Source organism: Rhodospirillaceae bacterium (genome assembly GCA_018660465.1).
Lineage (GTDB): Bacteria > Pseudomonadota > Alphaproteobacteria > Rhodospirillales > JABJKH01 > JABJKH01.
In genome coordinates this window covers 1-21,252 of record JABJKH010000022.1, presented here as the reverse complement: position 1 = coordinate 21,252, position 21,252 = coordinate 1, and the positions used below count along the sequence as shown (strand labels likewise).

Sequence of the window (21,252 nt, the reverse complement as noted above, 5' to 3'; positions counted from 1 at the left end):
TCTTGAACTCACAATACAATTTCCAACCCTAATAAAAGTTAACCAAGACCTACCCCGCATGCCGCAGAAGGAATTTCTTCAGTACCAAATTAAACAACTCGGGCTCTTCCAAGTGAATGCCGTGCGCCGTCGCGGGCAGGATGCAGAATTCGGCGTTTGGGATACCTTCCCATAATGGAATGGAATCATACGGCGTTGTCGAACGATCCTGATCCCCGACCAGCACCAAGGTCGGCATGGTGAGTTCCCCAAGCCAAGCCTCAGAATTCCACCCCTGCATCGCGCGCATTACCTTGATGCAGTGCGGCAACGATGCGCCGGCGCAGGCTTCCCGTGTACGCGGATAGCGGGGACTTTCGGTGCCATCAACGAACCAAGTCGCAACCGTCTTGTCGGTCGTCGCCTCGACGCCGTCTCTCCCCAGCCGCTGAATAGACGCTTCCCAAGATTCAAACCGCTGTGGCAAATCACCGACCGCGGATGATCCATACAATATCAGCGTCTCAACCCGGTCCGGATACAACCGCGCCAATTCCTGCGCGATCATGCCACCCATGGAAAATCCAAGCAGCGACACCCGCGGAAGATCAAGCGCATCCATAACCTCAATGACCGTATTCGCATAGCCTTCCAGGCTGTCCTGCTCCGGCACCCCGGCACTGCCCGCAAAGCCCGGCAAGTCGACAGAGATCAACTGAAAGTCACCCCCCAGCGCCTCTTCCTGCTGAAACCAATACCCAGCCCCGCCAACAAACCCATGCAGCAAAACCAACGGATGCCCGTTTCCGTGAACCTGATAATTTAACATTAATTTTTCTCGCTCCTGTTAGGCTGGCCAAATGTTAAGCAGCGACAGGGAGACGGAGCAAGCCCCAACTCTGGAACCTACCCCCCATCCTCCAAAATCATATCCGCTGCTTTTTCCCCAATCATAATAATCGGCGCGTTTGTGTTCCCGGATACAAGGGCCGGCATGATGGAACCGTCCACCACGCGCAGTCCTTGCACGCCGTTTACCCGCAGGCGGGCGTCGACCACGGCTTCTGCGTCCGCGCCCATGCGGCAGGTGCCGACGGGGTGGTAACTGGTTCTGGCCCGTTTATCGAGGAACGCCAAAAAATCGTCGTCGCTGACGCACTCTGGGCCGGGCCTGGTCTCTTCGACGATATATTTTCTAATCACCGATTGGCTCATTATCTCTCGGCCTTTTTTGATGCCCATGATGAGGGTTTCGCGATCTTTCTCTGCTGTCAGGTAGTTCGGGATAATTTCCGGCGGCACGGTTGGATCATTTGACTTGATCATGACCGTGCCTCGGCTTTCCGGACGCATCAATGCGATGATCAGGGCGCACCCGGAATATGGATCGACCGGGCCGCCCACAAGTTCAGAGCTGAACAACATGATCTGGTGCTGGATATCAGGCGTGGCTGCATTGGGATGCGCCTTAATATAACCCGCAGCATAAGACACACCCATGCCGAGCAACCCCCGGCGCTGAAACAAATATTTTAGACCTTCGGAAATCCGACTGGTTAAACGATTAAGAATATCATTGACGGTAAACGGTTGGTTGACCCGATACATTAGCGGCGCATTTATATGATCTTGCAGATTGGCCCCGACTCCTGCCCGGTCGGCAATGACGTCAATGCCGTGATCTTGAAGATGATCCGCCGGGCCAACGCCTGAGAGCTGAAGAATTTGTGGTGAATTATAGGCGCCTGCTGAAACGATAATTTCAGCCGTGGCGTGCGCAGTCTTGATTTGTCCCCGCTGGCGGTATTCAACGCCGACGGCCTTGGTGCCGTCGAATAAAACTCGATTGGCCAGGGAATTTGGTTCGATGGTGAGATTGGCGCGGTCTCTGGCGGGGTTTAAGTACCCGACTGCCGTGCTGCACCGCCGCCCATTTTTTGTCGTCCATTGAGTATAGCCGAATCCTTCTTGGTCTGCGCCATTTACATCGGGATTGCGTTTGTGCCCCGCGTCCTCTGCTGCTTGGATAAAGGCATCCGCCATGGGGTGCGGATCTGCCGGATCTGACACCCAAATTGGGCCGCCAACGCCATGGTAGTCGTCGGCACCGCGCTGCTGATTCTCGGCGCGTTTGAACAGCGGCAGAACATCATCATAGCCCCAGCCTGTACAGCCCAGCTGCCGCCAATGGTCATAGTCTTGCTTCTGTCCGCGCATATAGACGAGACCATTTATGGAACTGCTGCCGCCCAGGACCTTGCCGCGCGGCTGAATAATTTTCCGTTTGACCCAATCCTTTCCAGCCTCCGACCAATACATCCAATTGACTTTGGGGTTGGTGAAGTTTTTGCCGTAGCCGATGGGGATGTGGGTCCAGAGCTGGTTGTCTTTGCCGCCAGCCTCCAACAACAGAACCCTATACTTCCCAGACGCTGAAAGCCGGTTCGCCAACACACAGCCCGCACTTCCCGCCCCCACAATAATATAATCGAAAGTCGCCTCAGCCATTAATTCGCTTCCTTTAATTCTAGACCCGTGTTGACTCAGATGTGATGTCGGAAACGAACATATGCCCTGGCGCGTGGGTAATCGCCAGTTCCGGCTTAGCGCGCAAGATCGCCTCTTGCGGGGTGACGCCGCAAGCCCAGAAAACCGGAATTTGATCGTCGGTCATTTTTACCGGCATTCCGTAATCAGGAGATTCCAAATCACTTATACCTATCGTATCGGGATCGCCCTGGTGAATTGGTGCGCCGTGGCCAATCGGGTAATGGGCTGTGATTTCGGCTGCTTGCTTGGCGTGCTCGGCGGTGAACGGGCGCATGGACACGACCACGGGACCCGAAAATTTCCCAGCCGGATGGGTCGCGATGTTGGTGGCGTACATCGGAACAAATCCAGTCTGCTCAATATGCGGCAGCGGCAGACCTGCCGCAGCGAGTGCCTCCTCCGCCGTGAAAGAGCAGCCGAGTAAGAACGTCACCAAATCGTCCCGCCAAAGGTCCTGAATGTCCGTCGGCTCCGCAACCGGTTTACCATTTCGGAACACACGGTAGCGCGGTAAATCTGTTCTCACATCAGCACCGGGTGCGGATTTAAGTGGCTCGGGGTTGCCGGGTGCCAACATCTCGACCACCGGACAAGGCTTGGGGTTGAGTTCACAATACTCGGCGAATTCCACCGCATCCACCGCCGGCAAGATCACCATGTTCGCTTGGACATACCCCACAGCACAACCCGACGTTGGCCCTGCAAAGGACTCGTCGCGGCAACATTGGCGTAAGTCGTTAGGTAAAAGGGAGGAGACTTTCGACATCAGTTCTTTGTAAAAATCTCACCAATTAGCTGGTGCACGGTCTGGCTGCCTTCAGGATTCCCTGACGAATCCGCCGTCATTTTGGTGACTTCTTCGTGGACTTTTTCGACATCAACTTCGTGGGTTCTGAGCATTACCTTTAGGACTGCTTCGATGGCAATGATATGGGCAGCAAGACTTTCTGTTTCTTCGATGCGTTGGGTCGCTGCTTCGCCAATAGAGCCCAAATCCCCGGCGATGTTTTGCAGGTTGCTTTCCAAGTTCCTGATCTGATCAAAAAAGCCTGACTGTTCCAGGGTTTTAATAAACGCTGCCGAAGACTCATTGGTTTCTTCGTCAGTAGGTTTGTCACCAGTGTCTGACATGTCTAAAATCCCCCTAAATCAGTTGCGATCTAAAGCGTAGCATTTAAGGACAACAGAATCATGCTAAGAAAATTAGGGGCCTATGCGGCAGAGGTTGCGGCTGGAACTTTACCAGATGAAATTCAACACGCCGCCAAGCAGCGGGCTGTCGATTGGTTTGCGACCACGGTGCCTGGCAGTGTCGTCGCCCCTGCAACCTTATTACGAGACGCCCTGGATGAAGACACAGGCCGTGGCGGGGCTCGTCTGATCCCAGATGGTGTATTGGCCACAACCCGGACCGCGGCGTACATTAATGCAGCTGCCTCTCACACCGTTGAGTTTGATGATATTTATGGACCTGGGGTTTATCACCCAGGGGTATCTGTCATCTCGGCAGCATTAGCAATCGCCGAAGACAGGCACGTAAGTGGAGAAGTGTTTTTAAAGGCCATCGTTGCGGGTTATGAAATTTCGGACCGCATTGCTGCCGCCTTGCAGCCCGACCATTACCGCTATTTTCATACGACTGGTACCATTGGCACCTTTGGTTCGGCGGCTGCGGTCTCTGTCATTCTTGGGCTAGATGGCACTCAAACGGCACATGCACTGGCCAATTCAGCGACCTTTGCCGCAGGTTTGAAACGCGCCTTCCTAGCTGATTCCATGAGCAAACCCTTGCATGCAGCGCACGCGGCAGAAGCTGGCCTTACTGCTGCTTTGGGCGCGTCCAAGGGCGTCACGGGAACGCTGGAAGTTTTGGACGCTCCTGGGGGCTTCGGTGAGGCCATGGGCGTCGGACCTGATTGGGAAGCCGCCTTCACTGACTTGGGTAAGGCCTATACCATCACCCGCGTGACCATTAAAAACCACGGCTGCTGCGGCCATACATTCGCTGCTGTTGACGCGGCGCTCGATATCCAAAGACAACACAACTTAGCCACTGAAGATATCGTAAGAATTTCCGCCGGGTCCTATTCCAACGCCGTCGACGTTACCGGCGATATGGATCCGCAAACCGAATATGAAGGTAAATTCAGCCTCGCTTACTGTCTGTCAACAGCTCTTGTGCATGGCAGCGTGCGCATGGATGCGTTTACGCCAGAACGACTGAGCGATCCTGAAACCCGCCGCCTGATAAGCACCTTGGATTTGTATAAAGACAAACAGGCCGACGAAGAGTTCCCCAACCAGCGTGGTGCCATTGTTGAAATTGAAACCAAAGACGGGCAGGTCCTGTCCCATCGACGCCGTGCCCGCAAAGGCGACCCTGATGATCCGCTAAGCGATCAGGATTTGGAAGCCAAGTACCGGGAACTGGTCGCACCGGTTATGGGCGACGCACCGACGGAGGTTCTGCTCAAGTCTTTGTGGTCGTTGGAGACTCTTGCGGATATGGCTGAGTTACCGATGGTGGCATCCTTCACGCCGACATCGAAAGCATCTTCTGGATAACTTCCTCGGTGACGTTGCCGCCTGTTACAGCAGCGACTGTTTTCAGTGAGGTATCCACTTTGCCTGAGAGAAACCCTGCGGACGCTACAACGCCAGCGGGTTCGCCCAATATCTTCGCCCTGAACAACAATGTTCGAAACGTTTCGGCGATGTCTTGTTCAGAGATTAAAACAATTTCGTCCAGGTACTCTTGTAAATGCTGGAAGGGAAATTCTCCAGGCCTGACCGCGGACAGGCCATCGGCCATAGTATCCCAATAGTCAATCGCCGTCGGCTCACCCTTTTCCAGCGATACATAGGCCGCGTTGGCGCGTTCCGGCTGCACGCCAATGACTTTGACCTCGGGTCGGCTGAGTTTTACGGCCGCCGCAATGCCACCCGCAACCCCGCCACTGCTGACCGGCACCAGGACTTGCTCGACGTCCGGGCAGTCTTCGACGATTTCAAGACCAATGCTGGCGTGGCCTGCTGTGATCGGGCGTTCTTCCCAGGTGTTGATGGCGGTCATGCCTCGTTCGCGGGCGACTTGTTCGACGATGTCTTGGCGGGCGCTGGCGTCGGTGCCACACAGAAAGACCTCGGCACCATAGCCTTCCGTCCCTTGAATTTTGTAGGGGCTGGTATGGTCCAGCATGACAACGACAACCTTCACCCCCCTGCGCGCGCCCGCGTAGGCAAACCCCTGGGCAAAGTTGCCGGATGACGTCAGCACCAGTCCATTCTTCAAGCGCTCAGGCTCAATAGCGTTCATCATGGTGAACGCGGCACGAACTTTGTAAGCCCCTGTGACTTGCAGATTTTCAGCTTTCAGAAATAATTTTTCCTGCCCGACTTCGGCGGAATCCCTGGACAACGGCAGAATAGGCGTGCGGCGGATCACGTCCGGCAGCGCATCCCGCGCAGCCTTAATTTCTTCCAATGTAATGAGTGACGTCACTGATTTCTCTCCTTGGCTCAAAGGAATACTGGTTTACACATATGCATAAGTATGTAAATTCATGCATAATTTACATTTCTTGCCGATTTAGAGCTTCAAACGCTACGACTAAACCGCCCGAAGGAGAAACCGGCCCCATGACCGATTTCAGCGATGCACTTTTGACTGCTGTTGCCCTGATCGTCAACCTGAACCAGGATTTGACGGAGATTGTGTTGCTGTCGCTTAGGGTCAGTTTCAGTGCGCTGTTTATTGCCACGCTGATTGCCATGCCTGTTGGGGCCGCTGTTGCGCTGTATCGGTTTCCAGGTCGAACGGCGATTGTTGTTTTCATGAATGCGCTGATGGGATTGCCACCGGTGGTGGTCGGGCTAATCGTTTATCTGTTGTTATCGCGGACAGGTCCCTTCGGTGTTCTGGGGCTGCTGTTTACGCCAACGGCGATGATCATTGCCCAGGTCCTGCTGATCATGCCGATCATCGGTGCCCTCACCCGCCAAGTCATTGAAGACCTGTGGGCAGAGTATGAAGAACAGCTTCGATCCTTAGGTGCTGGCCCCGGGCGCGCCATTACAGCACTGATCTGGGACGGGCGGTATTCGTTGCTGACGGCCCTGCTTGCCGGGTTCGGACGCGCCAGTGCGGAAGTCGGCGCTGTCATGATCGTCGGCGGCAACATCGATCATGTTACGCGGGTAATGACGACATCCATCGCCTTGGAAGTCAGTAAAGGTGATTTGGTTTTAGCGTTGGCGCTTGGTTGTATCCTGATGGCGATCTCGTTGGGGGCTAATGGCGGTGCTTATGGGATGAAAGCCTTGGCAGAAAGGTCTGAAAAATGACCATTAATGCCGATAGCATCTTCCCGCTGGAACTCAGCGATCTCAGATATGAGGCCAGTGACAAGCGTTTGATCAATGATCTTTCGTTCAAACTGGAGGCCGGTCCTCGGACGATTATTCTCGGACCAAATGGTGCCGGGAAAAGTCTGCTTTTGCGTCTCTGCCATGGCTTGATACAGCCCTCAGGCGGGGCCATTCGATGGCACGGTGCCCGGACACGAAACCCGTCAGATTTCCAAGCGATGGTCTTTCAGCGCCCGATCATGCTACGTCGATCTGCCCAAGCTAATGTGGACTATGCGCTGGCCCTTAGAGGGATCGACCGGGCCGAACGCAAGCGCCTCACCCAAGAAGTCTTGGAAAAGACCGGCTTGGCTGAATTTGCCAGACGCCCTGCCCGGGTCATGTCGTTCGGTGAACAACAAAAGTTAGCCCTGGCCCGCGCTTGGGTCCTAAAACCACAAGTGTTGTTCCTAGATGAACCCACGGCCAGTCTGGACCCGGGTGCGACATATGCGTTTGAGGAAATCATCGCCGAAATCCACGCCGCTGGAACCAAGATCATCATGACCACCCACAACATGGGTCAGGCCCGACGCTTGGCCGATGAAGTTTTGTTTATCCATCAAGGAAGACTGTTGGAGCAATCCCCGGCAGCCGACTTTTTTGCAGCCCCGAAGAACCCACTGGCGGAGGCCTTTATCCGTGGTGATTTGTTATGGGGACCCAATCAGGAGATGCAGTCGTGAAAGCTATCGCAATCGTCATCGCACTTGGTATTTGGCTCGCAGCAGGATTACCCGCACAAAGTGCCGAAAAATATATCACCCTGACATCCACGACATCTACGGAAAATTCAGGCCTGCTGAGGCATATCTTGCCGATGTTTTCCAAGAAAACAGGCATCTTGGTTCGAGTCGTAGCAGTTGGAACGGGCCAAGCAATCCGAATTGCCAGACGGGGTGATGCTGACGTTTTGCTGGTCCATCACCGCACATCCGAAGAAAAGTTCGTCGCTGATGGCTTTGGCATAAAACGTTACGATGTGATGTATAACGATTTCATCATTGTTGGCCCCACTGCCGACCCGGCCAAAATCCATAAAATGAAAAATCTAACAGCAGCTCTCCTGCGGATTTCTGCCACCAAGTCACCCTTCATGTCGCGGGGCGACGACAGTGGTACACATAAACGCGAACTATCGCTATGGATGAAAACTGGAGTAAATTTAAAAAAGGTTTCCGGCACTTGGTACCGGGAAACCGGCTCCGGCATGGGGGCAACCCTGAACACCTCGTCTGCCACCAACGCCTATACCATGACCGATCGGGGGACCTGGCTGGCGTTCCAGAACAAGGTGGGCCTGAGCGTCCTTGTCGAGGGGCTGCCGCCGTTGTTCAATCCCTACGGCGTGATCCTCGTAAACAAAGCGAAGCACCCCCATGTGAAGGCAAAAGAGGGACAAATATTAATCGATTGGTTAATTTCCAAAGAAGGCCAAAAAGCCATCGGCGCTTTCACCATCAATGGAAAGAAGTTGTTCACGCCGAACGCCAAACCGGGCCAGTAAATTAATCCAGGCTGGCTGAAATCTGCCCTACATTGGCGACGGCATAGCCCCCCATTTCTTTGGCTTTGGCTCGAAAATTTTCTGTTCGAGAGAAGGCGAGAAGTGTCTGAACCGGAGTCTCAAAATAATCTCTGCGACGGACCAACAAATCAAATCGTTCGCGCGCCAATGGCACGAAATCCAGACGTTGACCGCGGGCGACCGCCGCGATCCCAAGCCCGGCATCAGCCTTGTCGTCCAGGATTGCCAACCCCAAGTCGTTCTCACTCCGAAAAACTTCCGTGAGAGCGTTGAGTTGGTCGAATTTTATGCCTGCCTCATCCAACAAGTTTTGAAATAATAGGCGACTGCCCGCATCTGGCTGTCGAACAGCAACCCGCGCGTTGGCCGTGACCAAATCTGCGACTGAGATAATGCCTAGAGGATTTCCCTTAGCCAATACCAGCCCCTGTTCTCGCCAAGCCCATTCGACCAGCACGGTCCCCTGCCCCGCGCACTGCTTGGCGACGGACTGGGTGTTATAGCCCTCCGGCTCCGGGATATGCAGGCCACAAACAACCGCATCACCGCTGGCAAACCGCCGCAGGCCGTCCAAGCTGCCGCCCGGTAACACCGCCAAATCACACCCAGATTCACGCAGGCTCCAATCCAATAGCGGATCTTGGCTTCCTGCAACAACGGCGGGGGGCGGGGTCAACGAAACGCCTGTGGTATCCGTTTCTCGCGCCAACCACGCATCAATCAACGGCTTTGGGAATAGCCACTTGCCAGTCACTCGAGTACATGGAATGGCCTTCTTGGCGATTAGATCATAAACTTTACGTTCCTTGATCCGAAGGTAATCCGCCACTTCATGCGTGTTCATAAGTTCCTTCAAGCTGCATCCTACGCTCGAAGTGATAATAGATAACGGCTAAGCCCAACCATGCAGTCGCGGAAGACGTCGCTACTTTGTGCCGCCTTAGCTTGCCCGAGACCGCCTTCAACGGCCGCAATAAAAAACGCTGCCGCTTGGTCAGCATCGACATCACCTAGCACATCGCCGCGTTGCTGGCTGTTGCGAAGCGAACTTTCAATTCCCTTACGCCAAAGTCGATACAGCGCCTCAATCCGTTGACGAAAACCATCATCAATGGCCGACATTTCCTGCGCCAAATTGTTAAGCGGACAGCCTAATTCAATCAGGCTTTCAAGATCTGTATGCACATCTATGTCGATGAGACCCGCCAGCACCGCGATAGGGTCTTCAGTATCTTCAATTGGTTCCAGCCACCAGGTTTCAACGTAAGCCTTCAGGACTTCGTCAACCACGGCGTAACCCAAGGCAGCCTTGTTGGGAAAATGATGATAAAGCGCGCCCTTGGTCACCCCCGTTGCAGCCAAAATATCGCTGAGCCCCGCCGCCTGATAGCCTTGCCGGTGGATATTTTCATACGCTGCCTGCAAGATTGCACGGCGCGTTTGCTTTGGATTGCGAACACGTGGCATACCAACTAGTATGTTGGAAATTCGTCAAATTCGCAAGAGATGCTACAAAGGATATCATGAAGTTTAATTCCATTGCCTTCGCCGCTGCCGATCAGGAGATCGCTCAGACTGCGAAGAAACTGTTAGAAGCGCGCTATAGCTACGTGCCTGCTGAGGAAGCAGACGTGGTTGTCGCCCTTGGGGGTGACGGCTTCATGCTGCAATGTCTCCATGAATACATGGAACAGCAAACGCCAATTTTTGGCATAAACCGAGGCTCTGTCGGATTTTTGATGAACGCGTATGAGGAAGATGGCCTTCTGGAACGCCTTGAAAAAGCAGAACTTAACACCATTCCAGCGCTGTCCATGACGGTGCAGGATGTAGATGGCACCCGCCACCAAGCCATTGCAATTAATGATGTATCGGTGTTTCGGCAAACTCGTTTTGCCGCCAAGGTCCGCGTCTTGGTCGATGATGTGGTTCGCCTGGAAGAGCTCATTTGCGATGGTATTTTGCTGTCAACACCGGCGGGCAGCACAGCCTATAACCTGTCAGTACACGGGCCAATTTTACCCTTAGGGGCCGGCGTGTTGGCACTAACACCCATCAGCGCGTTTCGGCCCCGGCAATGGCGGGGGGCTGTCTTGCCGCACCAGGCAAAAGTTGTCATTGAAGTTTTGAGCTCTGATATGCGTCCGGTCAGTGCGGTTGCCGATTTTTATGAGTTTAGAAATGTCATACGGGTTGAAATTATAGAAGACTCCAGCTTGGCGCCTAAACTATTATTTGACCCCGAACACAATCTAGAAGAACGTATTCTTAAGGAACAATTCTTACCCTAATTCCAGGGACGAACTGGATCAATAAATGCCCATTTCCTCGGCGCTTTCTAAGCGCACCGCCGTGCCGATTTTACTGACTTTATGTCTAGCTGCTGTGGGCGGCGCAATCTTTGAGTACCTTCGCTCGCCCCTGCCGTGGATGATTGGGGCCATGGTTGTAACGACCGTGGCCGCACTATTCGGCGCGCCAATTCAACATTCCAAAAAATTACGCGGCTATATGGTCGCAGTTCTGGGAACCATGTTGGGGACCGCCTTCACGCCAGAGACAGTTACAGACGCTTTACAATGGGGGCCCACACTCGGCTGCGTCCTAATTTACGTCGTCATTGTGGGTGGCGTGTCGTATCAGATTTTAACCCGTGTTGCGAAATACGACCCGGTATCCTCCTATTATGCAGCGGCTCCTGGTGGTTTGATCGAAATGGTAATGTTAGGCAAGAGCTATGGGGGTGACGAAAGGGTCATATCATTAGTGCACAGCATGCGGTTGCTGTTGACCGTAATGATTATTCCATTTTGGTTTCGATACTTCGGGGGGTACGATCCAAGTACTGCTGCCGCGGTAACTCACGGTACGAGTATCACTCCCTTCGATTTAGGCGTATTATTTGTCTGTACCGTTGTCGGTTATGCCGGAGGCAAGATGCTACGGCTGCCAGCATACGCCATTTTAGGGCCTCTGGCTGTAAGTGGCTTCGTCCACGTCGCAGGGTTCAGCGACGCCCGTGTTCCGCAAGATTTGATCAATGTCGCGCAAGTGGTCCTAGGGGCCAGCATCGGTTGTCAATTTGCAGGATTAGCTTTGAAACGAGTCTTCGGCAATTTGTTGGCTGGGGGAGTAACAACCATCGTTATGATTGCGGCGGCGATTGCGTTCGCCATGATCATGTCAAAGGTTACGGGGGTGGATTTCAAGGTATTGGTTCTGGCCTTCTCGCCCAGCGGCTTGGCAGAAATGAGCCTCATCAGTCTCGCCTTGGGAATCGATATTGCTTTCGTTTCTACCCATCACCTGTTCCGCGTATTTTCTCTGTTGGTGTTTGCGCCGATAATTTTTAGATTGGTCCAGTCTTTTGTGGAACGACGGAAAGGGGACGGTCGCCCCTAACGATGATCAGCCCCGACCGCATCGGTGATCGATGCAAATCCATCTTTTTTTAAACACGCCAACAACTCTCGTTTAATACGATTCACCAGGCCAGGCCCCTGATACACAAGCGCCGAATAGAGTTGAACCAGACTGGCCCCCGCACGAATCTTTTCATAAGCATCCGCCCCGCTGGAAACACCTCCGACGCCAATCAGCGGCAGCTTTCCTTCGGTCAGTTGATACATCTGGGAAAGCACGCTGGTCGATAAATTCATCAGCGGCTGCCCGCTTAATCCACCGCCTTCCGAGCTATGAGCATCAGTCAGACTAGCGGGGCGTTGGATCGTGGTATTTGTCGCAATCAAACCGTCAATCCCGACCTCCAAAGAAACAGTGGCGATTTCAGCAAGATCTTCGTCGGCCAAATCTGGCGCAATCTTGACCAGCAACGGGGGGCGTTTTCCAGAGTCTGATTTATTCAACACCTCCCTCACACCTGCCAGCAGGCTCTTTAATTGATCGCCGCCTTGCAACAGGCGCAAACCCGGCGTGTTCGGTGATGAGACATTAACCACAATGTAGTCGGCATAGGATGCCAACTTTTCCGCGCCCAAGACATAATCATCAAGCGCATTCTCTGTGTCTTTATTTTTGCCGAGGTTCACCCCAAGAATTCCCGAATGCCCCTTCGCCAAACGTTCAGCAACAACGTCCATGCCATCGTTATTAAACCCCATGCGATTTATCACCGCCCGATCACGGGTCAGACGGAACAGCCGAGGCTTCGGGTTCCCAATTTGGGGACGCGGCGTGACACTGCCGATTTCCACGAACCCAAAACCTTGCTCACACATTGCGTCCGGGACTTCAGCATTTTTATCAAACCCTGCTGCCAAACCTATAGGGTTGGCAAACTCCAGGTCCCAAAGCTTGACCGATAGAATTGGATCCTCAAACTTCGCACCAACGGGAGCCAAGCCCGCCTTCAGCACACAAATGGCAACCCCATGCGCGGCTTCCGGATCAAGGAGCCGAAGGACAGGGCCTGCGAGTTTATATAAATCAGCCATCGGCACGACTAATATCCGATGGGAAAACGTGTAATCCATCGACTCCTAACGGTAGATCGTCTACCCGCATCACGGCCGCTGGTGATAATTCTCCATAAAGATGGGGAAACAATGCCCCGCCACGGGAGTTCTCCCACTTCAGCGCAGATCCCAATTTATCGGGATCGACGCTCAATAAAACCAGTCCAGACTGCCCGGCACGGTGTTTTGCCGCACTTTCAACGATCTGAGTACTGTTTGAGAAATGAATAAATCCGTCGGCTTGGTCCTGAGAAGACCCCAAATAAGCCCCCACCTTCTCAGCCTCCAACCACTCTTCGCGGCGGCACATATGATAAATGAGTTCTGTTGTCATAGATCAAATTTATAGCCCGTTCTAAATTCGTCAATCCCCTACAAAGAATCAGGTTGTCACATGCGTTTCATATGCTCGCAATACTACACACATATGGAGACCCTATATGAATACCTGTTAACAGAGAAATTGATACAAGAATTCGGGGCCAAATTACGCCCCATAAAGCAAAGGATATCGAAGAATTCCATGATTGAACCAAAAAATGGCAACAAATTGCGGAACGCATTGCAGGTCCTGGACACCTTGACATTAGCCGGTTTGGTGGTCGTACCGGCTAGCCCGACGCCTAAAATGCGCAAGGTCGGTGCGGTGGCAGGAGACATCAGCCAAGCCAATGCAGCCACGGTCTACACGGCCATGATCTCAGCTGAGGATTAAATTTACATAATCAAGGTCTTCTCTATGTGGGGGATACAGGTTTAGACTACCAGACTGTTTAATCCGGCCTAGAGAGTGTCCATGTCTGATTACGTCGCTGTCTTGTTTGCCAATGATGCTTTTTATCTCGCGTTCACCAGTCGAGATGTAGAGGCGATGGATACGGTCTGGTCGCAACGGCCTTCGGTCACGTGCATCCATCCAGGCTGGGAATTGTTGTCAGGCCGCGATCAGGTCTTGGAAAGTTGGGAGGCGATCCTAACCAGCGGACATTCCCCGAGCGTCACCTGTCACGAAGCTTCTGCCACCGTCTTGGGTGATACGGCCTATGTGGTTTGCTATGAGGAACTGGAAGGCGCATACCTGATGGCGACGAACATTTTTATTCGTGAGGACAACACTTGGAAACTCGTTCACCATCAAGCAGGTGCCGCCCCGCCGCCTGAAGAAGACGATGAGGATGACGAGGACGATGACGACGACGAGTTCTATTCTCCAGAGACCATTCAATAAGGAAATTCCCATTGCGTAAGTTAAGAATGACCATCGGCAGTGTGTCGATCACTGCTGAATTGTTTGAAACACCGACTGCCGACGCGCTCTATAACAGCGCACCGTTTTCTTCGTCGGCGCAAACCTGGGGAGATGAAGTTTATTTTTCAACGCCGGTTCAAGCAGACTTAGAAGCAGATGCCAAAGCGGTGGTCGAAGCCGGCGAGCTTGCATTTTGGGTGGAGGGGGATTCAATTGCCATTGGCTTTGGCCCGACCCCTATTTCCGAAGGCGATGAAATTCGGCTGGCCGCACCGACAAATATTTGGGGCCGCGCCGTTGAAGACGTCCGTGATCTCAGGAACGTCGCGAGTGGCGCATCTATAACAGTTGAAACGATTGATTAAATACGGAGACACATTCCATGAAGCAAGATACCGAACTCGATTATTTGACCATTCATGAAGTGGTTAAACAGGCGCGATTAAATTTGTCTCAGTTTGCCTGGGACTACCTGATGGGGGCTGCCAGTACGGAAACCACGCTCAAACGCAACCGCATGGCATTCGACAGCGTCGCATTGCGTCCTCGCGTTCTGCGTGATGTTAATGACATTGATTGCACGTCAGAATTATATGGTCGCAAGCTCCGCCTGCCCCTGTTTATGGCGCCTATCGGATCGCTGGAATCGTTCACTGAAGAGGGGGGAATTGGCGCCGCCAAGGCTGCTGGAGAATTTGGCTGCGGCCATATGCTCAGTTCGGTCTGCAATCCAGGTCTTGAAGACGTCGCTGCTGCTGCCGATAACCTGCGTATATATCAACTTTACGTCCGGGGGGACCGGAACTGGGTTGACGGCTATGTCCGGCGCGCCATCGATAACGGCTATTCGGCTTTCGCCATTACAGTTGATTCTGCCCGTTATAGCCGACGCGAGCGTGATATTGCGAAACGCTTTGTCAAAAAGTGGCGGCGCAAAGTCGAAGATAGCATGGCTTATCAAGCCGCTATCGATTGGGATCTAATCAAATACATTAAAGACAATCACGACATCCCTCTCATCCTTAAGGGCATCGCAACGGCGGAAGACGCCGCCATTGCTGTCGAAAACGGCATTGAAGGAGTCTATGTCTCCAACCACGGCGGGCGGCAATTGGATCAAGGTCGCGGCACCCTGGATGTCTTGCCGGAAGTGGTGAAGGAAGTGGATGGCAAAGCCAAAGTCTTCATCGATGGTGGCATCATGCGGGGCACAGATATTGTTAAGGCCATCGTCATGGGCGCGGACGCGGTTGGCATTGGTAAGTTGCAAGGGCTCGGCTTGGCTGCTGCTGGGTATGAGGGGCTCGTTCGTATCCTTGAAATCCTCGAAATGGAAGTCGAAGAATGTTTGGGCCTGATGGGCGCGACGTCCTATGCAGATGTTGATCCGGCGCAATTGTTCCCGGGCGCACCCCTGGTTAATGAACCGCATGCATTAAGCGCTTTCCCGCTGTTGAACCTGGAAGACGAAGGGTATTAAGAAAAGCCATGGGCCAGCCATTAGAGGGCATTCGCGTCCTTGATCTAACCAATGTGCTGGCCGGGCCGTTCTGCTGTTATCAATTGGCGCTGCAAGGTGCCGATGTGATTAAGGTGGAGCGACCTGGAACAGGAGACCTCGCTCGGCAACTAGGCGCAGACACGGCCCTGAACCAAAAGTTCATGGGCACATCCTTCATGGCTCAGAACGCGGGCAAGCGATCCATTACGCTCGACCTTCAAAAACCTGAGGGCAAGGCGGTCTTCAAGAGCTTGGTGAAGACTGCGGACGTAGTGGTTGAAAATTTCCGCCCTGGCGTCATGGACAGATTAGCCCTGGGCCATGACGAACTTAAGAAAGTCAAACCATCGATCATCTACTGCGCGCTGTCCGGGTTTGGCCAAGACGGCCCGCTTTCAAAAAACCCAGCGTATGATCAGATCGTGCAAGGTCTATCTGGCGTGATGAGCGTGACGGGAGATGCTGAGTCCGCCCCGCTTCGCGTCGGTTATCCGATTGCCGACACCATCGGCGGCATGACGGCCGCCTTCGCGGTAACGTCAGCCTTGGTTAAAACAGGCCGCTCAGGGGAGGGTGAATTCATCGATGTCTCCATGCTGGAATCGACATTGGTCACCATGGGCTGGGTGGTGTCGAACTTTCTTATTTCAAGTCGCGAGCCACAGCCGCTGGGCAACGAAAACTTTACCGCGGCGCCTTCCGGCACGTTTCAAACAAGCGAAGGCCTGCTCAACATTGCCGCGAACAAACAGGAACAGTTCGAAAAACTATGCGACCTTGTCAGTCGCCCGGACCTCGCCACTGACCCGCGTTTCCAGGAACGTGAAACCCGCAAACGAAACCGCGATGACTTGAATACTGAATTAGAACAAGCGTTGGCAGCAAAGACTTCGGCTGAGTGGGAGGAATTGCTAAACCAAGCAGGTGTTCCAGCCGGCCGGGTCCTCAGCGTTCCGGAAGCCCTCGACCAACCGCAAATAAAACATCGTGAACTGATGAAACACTTCGACCATGTCCCCGGCATCGATCAAAGCCTGGATGTGGTTCGCGCGGGGTTTAAGCTGGGAAGTGGCGCCCCCGACATAGATCAACCGCCGCCAACCCTGGGTCAACATACCGTGGAGATCTTGCAAGAATTAGAACTTGGAGACGACGAAATCCGCCGCCTCCAAGCCCAAAAAATCGTCTGAATAACGCGGCTTAAATGCCTTTGACGTTATCTGGGCTTTGCGCCAGTTCACCGCGTTCGACCCGTTTTACCAAGTCGACCAGAGCCATGTTAACAGGGGTTTCGATCCCGACTTCTCGGCCTTTATCGACGATAAACCCGTTAATGAAATCGATTTCGGTGCGGCGGCCTTTGCGGATGTCCTGTCCCATGGAAGGCCGCTGGCCGGGAGTGCGATGTTTGCATTGTTCTGCCAGGTCATCACGGCAGCGGTTTTGCGCTTCGGTATCGCCCGCAGCCGCATCAACAATCCACTGAGTCTCCATCCCGCCCAGGCTTTCTATATCATAACCAAGCGCCCGACCGACCCGAATTGCTTCGCTGGCTAATCTAATCGATACGTCGCGAGAGAAATCTTCGGTGTCCCGTTGAATGCCGTTCATCCCGGTGCAGGCGGAAAGGCCATTGCGCATCGTGTTGATACACAATTTGGACCAACGTTCTCCCCATAGGTTGGAAGTTACCTTGGAGCTATCTCCGCCTTTCATGAGTTCTGCAACTTCGGTGGCGCGTGCTGTTATCCGGCCATGCATTTCGCCAGCCCGAAAGACCGTATGCTTTTCACCCCCCAATTCTACATTGCGCACGATATGTCCGGGTTCCGTCAATTCAACAGAGATCATACTCGCGATGCAGCCCATCGTCTTACCCCATCCGACAACCCGGGCAATGCGTTCTTCGTTGATGCAGTTCTGGAGCGACACGACGTATCCGTCTTCGGCAAGATAAGGCCGGATCAGCGTTGCCGCCCATTCCGTGTCATAGGATTTCATGCAAATAAAGGCGATGTCGATCGGCCGTTCTTTGCTGATCTGCTGGACTTCGGTCAGATGAATAGCTTTGACGGGCACAGAAAAACGTTCCTGTTCCGTGACGCCGCTGAGTTGAATGCCTTTCTCACGAATATAATTTACATGTTCCGGCCAGGGATCAACAAATGTTACGTCTGCGCCATTCCGCGCCATGTGACCGCCTGCGTATCCCCCAACCGCACCGGCACCCACCACAACAATTCGCTTACCCATTAGACTTCTCCTTCACTATTTGTATCTGGTCGATTGCCAGACTTGTCACATCCCCTTTTACGTTGCATGGTCCGCCAATCGAATCAATGCTTAAAGGAGCCATCCATGTTCTATGAGCCGGGTAAATCAGGTCACGGCCTGCCCCACGATCCGTTTAAAAGTCTGGTCGTTCCCCGGCCGATTGGATGGATTTCCACCTATGCAAAGGATGGCACGCCAAACCTAGCACCCTATAGCTTTTTCAATGCGGTTGGGTTCGCGCCGCCAATGGTAATTTTCTCCTCCGGCACCCGGCGGCCTGATCATAGCGACAAGGACTCTGCTCTCAATGTCGAAGAAACCGGCGCCTTCGTTGTGAACATGGTGAGCTATGATCTTCGCGACCAAATGACTCTGTCTGCCGAAGAAGTCGACCCTGATGTTGATGAGTTCGATCTAGCGGGACTGGAAATGGGACAAGCGAAAACCGTGAACGCGCCCTTGGTCGTTGCCTCCCCCGCACACTTGGAATGCAAATACATGCAAACCGTGAAACTGGAGAGCACCAAGCCCGGCGTTTTCAGCAAGGTTGTCTTCGGCGAAGTCGTTGGGGTGCAGATCAATGATGATTATTTAACCGATCAAGGTCGCGTTGATGTCGAAAAGATGCGCCCGGTGGCACGGCTCGGGTATATGGACTACACATCGGTGGAGACGATTTTCTCAATGAAGAAGCTGATGCCGGAAGATGGTCAGAACCCTGGCGAAGCTGGAACAGGGATCACGCGGAAATTGGGTTAACTCAACCGCCCCCAATCCAAATAACGCGTCTCCCCCACTTTACTAATCTCAATCTGGGTTTGCCGTCCGCCTGATTTTTCCGAGATTAATAATTCGGACTTATGTTCCGGCGCGTCGTTGAAATCAGCCAACGCCTCGACGAGGACCCGTCCGTCAACAGAGGGGGTCTTCACCCCTAACACATGCAGCATCGTCGGCAGAACGTCGATAATGCCGGTCGGCGTATCGGAAACATAGGCATTGCGAAAAGCGTTGCCGCCCACCGCCAACCACGAGTGAAGTTCCTTCGCATGTAGGCCGCCGTGAATTCCGCCCCCTGGCGGATAAATCGAATTATGTACCGTCGTTCCGTTGATGCCATGTGAGTTCGGCGTATCGCTGCTGCGAAGCACCAATCCAATATCCGGCGCGCGGCGATGATCCATCCCGACATCAGCCAAATCCAAAGTTCCCGGAACGGCACCTCCACGCGTGAACAAGGGTCCACACCAAGGTTGCTCTAACAACCATTCAACTATTCTAGAGATCATATCGGAGTTAGAATTCCGAACGTATAACCCGCCCGCACTCGAGAGTGCTACCGCGACGTCTATCCCTTCGGTTAGGGCCTCCCCAGCGCTATATCCGGCAGCCGATAATCTGGCTGGCAAATCTATCGCCTCATCTGGAATACCGAGTTGGCCATGATCGGATAGGGTTATGATGTTAATGTCTTTGCCTTCCAGCTCGGCTAGAACACGTCCGAATTCCGCATCTGCATGGCGGATTGCCGCGAGGTTCTCGGGCGCTCCCGGTCCCATCTTGTGATAGCTATTATCAGGTTCGCAGTACCACAAGATCGCCACGTCAGGTTTTCTCACGCCCTCAACCACGTTCAGGTAAGTATCCGTCGCGTAGGTTAGCCACTCGAGAGATGGCACGCTATGAGGCGGGATTGGATCTAGGCTTTGCGGCAGGTCTGCAGGGACAGAAGCATCCGGCCTTCGAAGCGACAATCGAAAGCCCTCCAACTCCTCCGCCTTATGATGCAGCATTCGTGTGCCGCCTGGGGTGCCGGAACTGATGACCGCCAGAGATTTTCCGTGATCTGCTAGGATTTCGCCGAGTACCGGCACGTCCGTCAGACGCCCCTCCAGCCGTCGAATGCCTTCTGAGAGTTGGTCTTCATCCCCGGTGTTAAACAGCTTGTCAGGTGATGCGGCAGGTTCCCAAAACCGATTGCCAACGATGCCATGGCGGGACGGATAGCACCCGGTCACAAGTGCTGTCTGATTGACCCGAGTTTCCGTCGGAAAAGTTGACCGATTGTGGGTGAAGCATGCGCCCTGATCTGCAAAGGCAGTGAGGTTCGGCATCAACTGCGGCGACACCATATCAGGACGAAGCGCATCAAACGCCACCACGAGAACCCGCTTATTTCCGTCAGCCATTTTACCGCCAAGTCGCAGTTATTCCACAGCCGCCAGAATAGACAGGGTCACAAGGTGTGCACCATGTTTAATTTGGATTTAATCCCGATCCACAGTCTTCCATTCCATTTCTTCGTCATCGTCGTCGAATGGAGATTTGCTAGCCTGTGTCGTTGCAGCCTCAAGGTCAAACGCCTCCTTATTTTTTTTCCAACTCATCTGCATCCAAGTCGGACTGCCGGCCCCGGGCTCACCCATATCGACCGGCACGCCACCATCGGCGACCACACCATCAACCAATGCGTGGTTAATGGCACCATCGGCATCCGTAATGTCTTCGGCCTTTGCAGCGATGATGAAGTCAGGCACTTCCATTTCCTCGAAAAGCGTTCCGAGCATATGTCTGCCAATTTCATTAATAATGAGGGCTGCGCGGTGGAAACCTTCGGATTCACCAACGTCGTCAAACTGCATTAAGTAACGGTCACCCTGGAAGGAAGCACTACCAGCACCGCCCCTATTCTCAGCAAAGACACGGGCTGCTGTCTCTTTTAAGTTTTCCGATTGTCGTCCGTCACGGCCACCGATCTTTTTATAAATTTCGGTTAAGTTAATAACATAAACCATCCCGCCCGCGACTTTATAACCGGGGTCTAGAATTGTGGCAGCATCAACCTTATCGACTTTAATCTTATCAATTTCCGCGATTGCCTTATCGAACTCGGCATCAATTTCCTCGTTGGTAGGGCCGTCATCTTTTTCTTTTAAAGCGTCTGCGAGCCGCCCGAATAGCGAACCTTTTCCCATGATATTCTTTTACCTTTAAATCTTTAAATAATGCACTTCAATTAAGTACATAAGAACCCAACCTGAACAGTACCTGACAAGATGGCCGATTCAGCAAAAAATGATCAAAATTTTCTGTATAAATTGGTTAGGCGACGTTTTCCTGGGTGCCGCCTGCGCCGCGCAGGTAGTTTGTGTCGATATAATGCTCGACATAAGCCTGCATTGAGGTGGTTTCAAATTTCGCCGGGTTGTCAGCGCTGACACAGGTATTCAGTGCCTCACTCGACGTTTCCGAGTCAGGATTAAAGAACGTCGCGATAGAGTAACGATCA

The 21,252-nt window shown here is 53.2% G+C and carries 25 protein-coding genes; 12 read left to right on the top strand and 13 right to left on the bottom strand.

The features are described from left to right. Window positions 1-49: 49 nt before the first annotated feature. The 4 genes from HOM51_04335 to HOM51_04320 form a co-directional block, all read right to left on the bottom strand. Complete coding sequence (locus HOM51_04335; GenBank protein MBT5033726.1) at window positions 50-808, bottom strand: alpha/beta fold hydrolase; 759 nt, start codon at window positions 806-808, stop codon at window positions 50-52. A gap of 77 nt (window positions 809-885) precedes the next feature. Next, window positions 886-2,487, bottom strand: a complete 1,602-nt coding sequence (locus tag HOM51_04330; GenBank protein ID MBT5033725.1) for a choline dehydrogenase — start codon at window positions 2,485-2,487, stop codon at window positions 886-888. 19 nt (window positions 2,488-2,506) lie between these two features. Beyond that, complete coding sequence (locus tag HOM51_04325; GenBank protein ID MBT5033724.1) at window positions 2,507-3,295, bottom strand: putative hydro-lyase; 789 nt, start codon at window positions 3,293-3,295, stop codon at window positions 2,507-2,509. Next, window positions 3,295-3,660: a hypothetical protein gene (locus HOM51_04320; protein MBT5033723.1), complete on the bottom strand. Its 366-nt coding sequence runs from the start codon at window positions 3,658-3,660 to the stop codon at window positions 3,295-3,297. The genes HOM51_04325 and HOM51_04320 overlap by 1 nt, the downstream gene beginning before the upstream one ends. A gap of 60 nt (window positions 3,661-3,720) precedes the next feature. On the opposite strand from HOM51_04320, the gene HOM51_04315 reads away from it, so the two are divergent. After that, window positions 3,721-5,094 carry an MmgE/PrpD family protein gene (locus HOM51_04315; GenBank protein MBT5033722.1) on the top strand — a complete coding sequence of 458 codons (1,374 nt, stop codon included), beginning with the start codon at window positions 3,721-3,723 and terminating at the stop codon, window positions 5,092-5,094. Here the strand turns inward: HOM51_04315 and HOM51_04310 are convergent. After that, entirely contained in the window at window positions 5,063-6,031 is a 969-nt protein-coding gene (locus tag HOM51_04310; protein ID MBT5033721.1) for a pyridoxal-phosphate dependent enzyme, read from the bottom strand. The two genes, HOM51_04315 and HOM51_04310, sit on opposite strands and share 32 nt — an antisense overlap. A 137-nt stretch (window positions 6,032-6,168) precedes the next feature. Here HOM51_04310 and HOM51_04305 point away from each other — a divergent pair, with 137 nt between their 5' ends. From HOM51_04305 to HOM51_04295, 3 genes are read left to right on the top strand one after another with little or no spacing between them, the layout of a single operon-like run. Continuing rightward, a complete protein-coding gene (locus tag HOM51_04305) occupies window positions 6,169-6,873 on the top strand; it encodes an ABC transporter permease (protein MBT5033720.1) in 705 nt (234 codons plus the stop codon). A gap of 2 nt (window positions 6,874-6,875) precedes the next feature. Continuing rightward, the gene (locus HOM51_04300; GenBank protein ID MBT5033719.1) at window positions 6,876-7,622 is read left to right on the top strand and encodes an ATP-binding cassette domain-containing protein; all 747 of its coding nucleotides are present in this window, start codon (window positions 6,876-6,878) and stop codon (window positions 7,620-7,622) included. Continuing rightward, complete coding sequence (locus HOM51_04295; GenBank protein MBT5033718.1) at window positions 7,592-8,443, top strand: solute-binding protein; 852 nt, start codon at window positions 7,592-7,594, stop codon at window positions 8,441-8,443. The genes HOM51_04300 and HOM51_04295 overlap by 31 nt, the downstream gene beginning before the upstream one ends. 1 nt (window position 8,444) lies before the next feature. Here the strand turns inward: HOM51_04295 and HOM51_04290 are convergent, their stop codons facing one another. Continuing rightward, the gene (locus HOM51_04290) at window positions 8,445-9,308 is read right to left on the bottom strand and encodes a helix-turn-helix transcriptional regulator (protein MBT5033717.1); all 864 of its coding nucleotides are present in this window, start codon (window positions 9,306-9,308) and stop codon (window positions 8,445-8,447) included. 20 nt (window positions 9,309-9,328) lie between these two features. Continuing rightward, on the bottom strand, window positions 9,329-9,931 hold the full coding sequence (locus HOM51_04285) for a TetR/AcrR family transcriptional regulator (GenBank protein MBT5033716.1): 603 nt from the start codon (window positions 9,929-9,931) through the stop codon (window positions 9,329-9,331). A gap of 56 nt (window positions 9,932-9,987) precedes the next feature. On the opposite strand from HOM51_04285, the gene HOM51_04280 reads away from it, so the two are divergent. Then, on the top strand, window positions 9,988-10,755 hold the full coding sequence (locus tag HOM51_04280) for an NAD kinase (protein MBT5033715.1): 768 nt from the start codon (window positions 9,988-9,990) through the stop codon (window positions 10,753-10,755). Window positions 10,756-10,780: 25 nt separating this feature from the next. Then, entirely contained in the window at window positions 10,781-11,866 is a 1,086-nt protein-coding gene (locus HOM51_04275; protein ID MBT5033714.1) for an AbrB family transcriptional regulator, read from the top strand. Here HOM51_04275 and HOM51_04270 read toward each other — a convergent pair. Continuing rightward, window positions 11,863-12,918 carry a quinone-dependent dihydroorotate dehydrogenase gene (locus HOM51_04270; GenBank protein MBT5033713.1) on the bottom strand — a complete coding sequence of 352 codons (1,056 nt, stop codon included), beginning with the start codon at window positions 12,916-12,918 and terminating at the stop codon, window positions 11,863-11,865. The genes HOM51_04275 and HOM51_04270 overlap by 4 nt on opposite strands. Then, on the bottom strand, window positions 12,911-13,273 hold the full coding sequence (locus tag HOM51_04265; protein MBT5033712.1) for a DUF952 domain-containing protein: 363 nt from the start codon (window positions 13,271-13,273) through the stop codon (window positions 12,911-12,913). The genes HOM51_04270 and HOM51_04265 overlap by 8 nt, the downstream gene beginning before the upstream one ends. A 189-nt stretch (window positions 13,274-13,462) precedes the next feature. Between HOM51_04265 and HOM51_04260 the strand changes: the two genes are divergently transcribed. The 5 genes from HOM51_04260 (at window position 13,463) to HOM51_04240 (ending at window position 16,879) form a co-directional block, all read left to right on the top strand. Continuing rightward, window positions 13,463-13,654, top strand: coding sequence for a hypothetical protein (locus tag HOM51_04260; protein MBT5033711.1), 192 nt, complete (start codon window positions 13,463-13,465; stop codon window positions 13,652-13,654). Between the two features lie 81 nt (window positions 13,655-13,735). Then, window positions 13,736-14,167, top strand: coding sequence for a nuclear transport factor 2 family protein (locus HOM51_04255; GenBank protein ID MBT5033710.1), 432 nt, complete (start codon window positions 13,736-13,738; stop codon window positions 14,165-14,167). Between the two features lie 11 nt (window positions 14,168-14,178). Next, window positions 14,179-14,553: a hypothetical protein gene (locus tag HOM51_04250; GenBank protein MBT5033709.1), complete on the top strand. Its 375-nt coding sequence runs from the start codon at window positions 14,179-14,181 to the stop codon at window positions 14,551-14,553. A gap of 17 nt (window positions 14,554-14,570) precedes the next feature. Continuing rightward, window positions 14,571-15,668 carry an alpha-hydroxy-acid oxidizing protein gene (locus HOM51_04245; GenBank protein MBT5033708.1) on the top strand — a complete coding sequence of 366 codons (1,098 nt, stop codon included), beginning with the start codon at window positions 14,571-14,573 and terminating at the stop codon, window positions 15,666-15,668. An 8-nt stretch (window positions 15,669-15,676) separates the two neighbouring features. Then, the gene (locus HOM51_04240; GenBank protein MBT5033707.1) at window positions 15,677-16,879 is read left to right on the top strand and encodes a CoA transferase; all 1,203 of its coding nucleotides are present in this window, start codon (window positions 15,677-15,679) and stop codon (window positions 16,877-16,879) included. A gap of 10 nt (window positions 16,880-16,889) precedes the next feature. Here HOM51_04240 and HOM51_04235 read toward each other — a convergent pair whose 3' ends face one another. Then, on the bottom strand, window positions 16,890-17,942 hold the full coding sequence (locus HOM51_04235) for a 2-dehydropantoate 2-reductase (GenBank protein MBT5033706.1): 1,053 nt from the start codon (window positions 17,940-17,942) through the stop codon (window positions 16,890-16,892). 105 nt (window positions 17,943-18,047) lie between these two features. Here HOM51_04235 and HOM51_04230 point away from each other — a divergent pair, with 105 nt between their 5' ends. Next, window positions 18,048-18,722 carry a flavin reductase family protein gene (locus HOM51_04230; protein ID MBT5033705.1) on the top strand — a complete coding sequence of 225 codons (675 nt, stop codon included), beginning with the start codon at window positions 18,048-18,050 and terminating at the stop codon, window positions 18,720-18,722. On the opposite strand, the gene HOM51_04225 is transcribed toward HOM51_04230, so the two are convergent. The 3 genes from HOM51_04225 to HOM51_04215 form a co-directional block, all read right to left on the bottom strand. Next, a complete protein-coding gene (locus HOM51_04225; GenBank protein ID MBT5033704.1) occupies window positions 18,719-20,152 on the bottom strand; it encodes an alkaline phosphatase family protein in 1,434 nt (477 codons plus the stop codon). The genes HOM51_04230 and HOM51_04225 overlap by 4 nt on opposite strands. 78 nt (window positions 20,153-20,230) lie before the next feature. Beyond that, window positions 20,231-20,938 carry a hypothetical protein gene (locus HOM51_04220; GenBank protein MBT5033703.1) on the bottom strand — a complete coding sequence of 236 codons (708 nt, stop codon included), beginning with the start codon at window positions 20,936-20,938 and terminating at the stop codon, window positions 20,231-20,233. 127 nt (window positions 20,939-21,065) lie between these two features. Then, the coding region (locus HOM51_04215; protein ID MBT5033702.1) for a hypothetical protein at window positions 21,066-21,252 on the bottom strand (187 nt) is incomplete at its 5' end.

Coding starts and splice junctions, on each gene's coding strand:
- HOM51_04325 (MBT5033724.1), bottom strand. CDS start 3,295: ATGTCGAAAGTCTCCTCCCTTTTACCTAACGACTTACGCCAATGTTGC.
- HOM51_04305 (MBT5033720.1), top strand. CDS start 6,169: ATGACCGATTTCAGCGATGCACTTTTGACTGCTGTTGCCCTGATCGTC.
- HOM51_04225 (MBT5033704.1), bottom strand. CDS start 20,152: ATGGCTGACGGAAATAAGCGGGTTCTCGTGGTGGCGTTTGATGCGCTT.
- HOM51_04220 (MBT5033703.1), bottom strand. CDS start 20,938: ATGGGAAAAGGTTCGCTATTCGGGCGGCTCGCAGACGCTTTAAAAGAA.
- HOM51_04230 (MBT5033705.1), top strand. CDS start 18,048: ATGTTCTATGAGCCGGGTAAATCAGGTCACGGCCTGCCCCACGATCCG.
- HOM51_04240 (MBT5033707.1), top strand. CDS start 15,677: ATGGGCCAGCCATTAGAGGGCATTCGCGTCCTTGATCTAACCAATGTG.
- HOM51_04280 (MBT5033715.1), top strand. CDS start 9,988: ATGAAGTTTAATTCCATTGCCTTCGCCGCTGCCGATCAGGAGATCGCT.
- HOM51_04295 (MBT5033718.1), top strand. CDS start 7,592: ATGGGGACCCAATCAGGAGATGCAGTCGTGAAAGCTATCGCAATCGTC.
- HOM51_04330 (MBT5033725.1), bottom strand. CDS start 2,487: ATGGCTGAGGCGACTTTCGATTATATTATTGTGGGGGCGGGAAGTGCG.
- HOM51_04315 (MBT5033722.1), top strand. CDS start 3,721: ATGCTAAGAAAATTAGGGGCCTATGCGGCAGAGGTTGCGGCTGGAACT.
- HOM51_04260 (MBT5033711.1), top strand. CDS start 13,463: ATGATTGAACCAAAAAATGGCAACAAATTGCGGAACGCATTGCAGGTC.
- HOM51_04275 (MBT5033714.1), top strand. CDS start 10,781: ATGCCCATTTCCTCGGCGCTTTCTAAGCGCACCGCCGTGCCGATTTTA.
- HOM51_04335 (MBT5033726.1), bottom strand. CDS start 808: ATGTTAAATTATCAGGTTCACGGAAACGGGCATCCGTTGGTTTTGCTG.
- HOM51_04290 (MBT5033717.1), bottom strand. CDS start 9,308: ATGAACACGCATGAAGTGGCGGATTACCTTCGGATCAAGGAACGTAAA.
- HOM51_04265 (MBT5033712.1), bottom strand. CDS start 13,273: ATGACAACAGAACTCATTTATCATATGTGCCGCCGCGAAGAGTGGTTG.
- HOM51_04235 (MBT5033706.1), bottom strand. CDS start 17,942: ATGGGTAAGCGAATTGTTGTGGTGGGTGCCGGTGCGGTTGGGGGATAC.
- HOM51_04270 (MBT5033713.1), bottom strand. CDS start 12,918: ATGGCTGATTTATATAAACTCGCAGGCCCTGTCCTTCGGCTCCTTGAT.
- HOM51_04245 (MBT5033708.1), top strand. CDS start 14,571: ATGAAGCAAGATACCGAACTCGATTATTTGACCATTCATGAAGTGGTT.
- HOM51_04320 (MBT5033723.1), bottom strand. CDS start 3,660: ATGTCAGACACTGGTGACAAACCTACTGACGAAGAAACCAATGAGTCT.
- HOM51_04255 (MBT5033710.1), top strand. CDS start 13,736: ATGTCTGATTACGTCGCTGTCTTGTTTGCCAATGATGCTTTTTATCTC.
- HOM51_04285 (MBT5033716.1), bottom strand. CDS start 9,931: ATGCCACGTGTTCGCAATCCAAAGCAAACGCGCCGTGCAATCTTGCAG.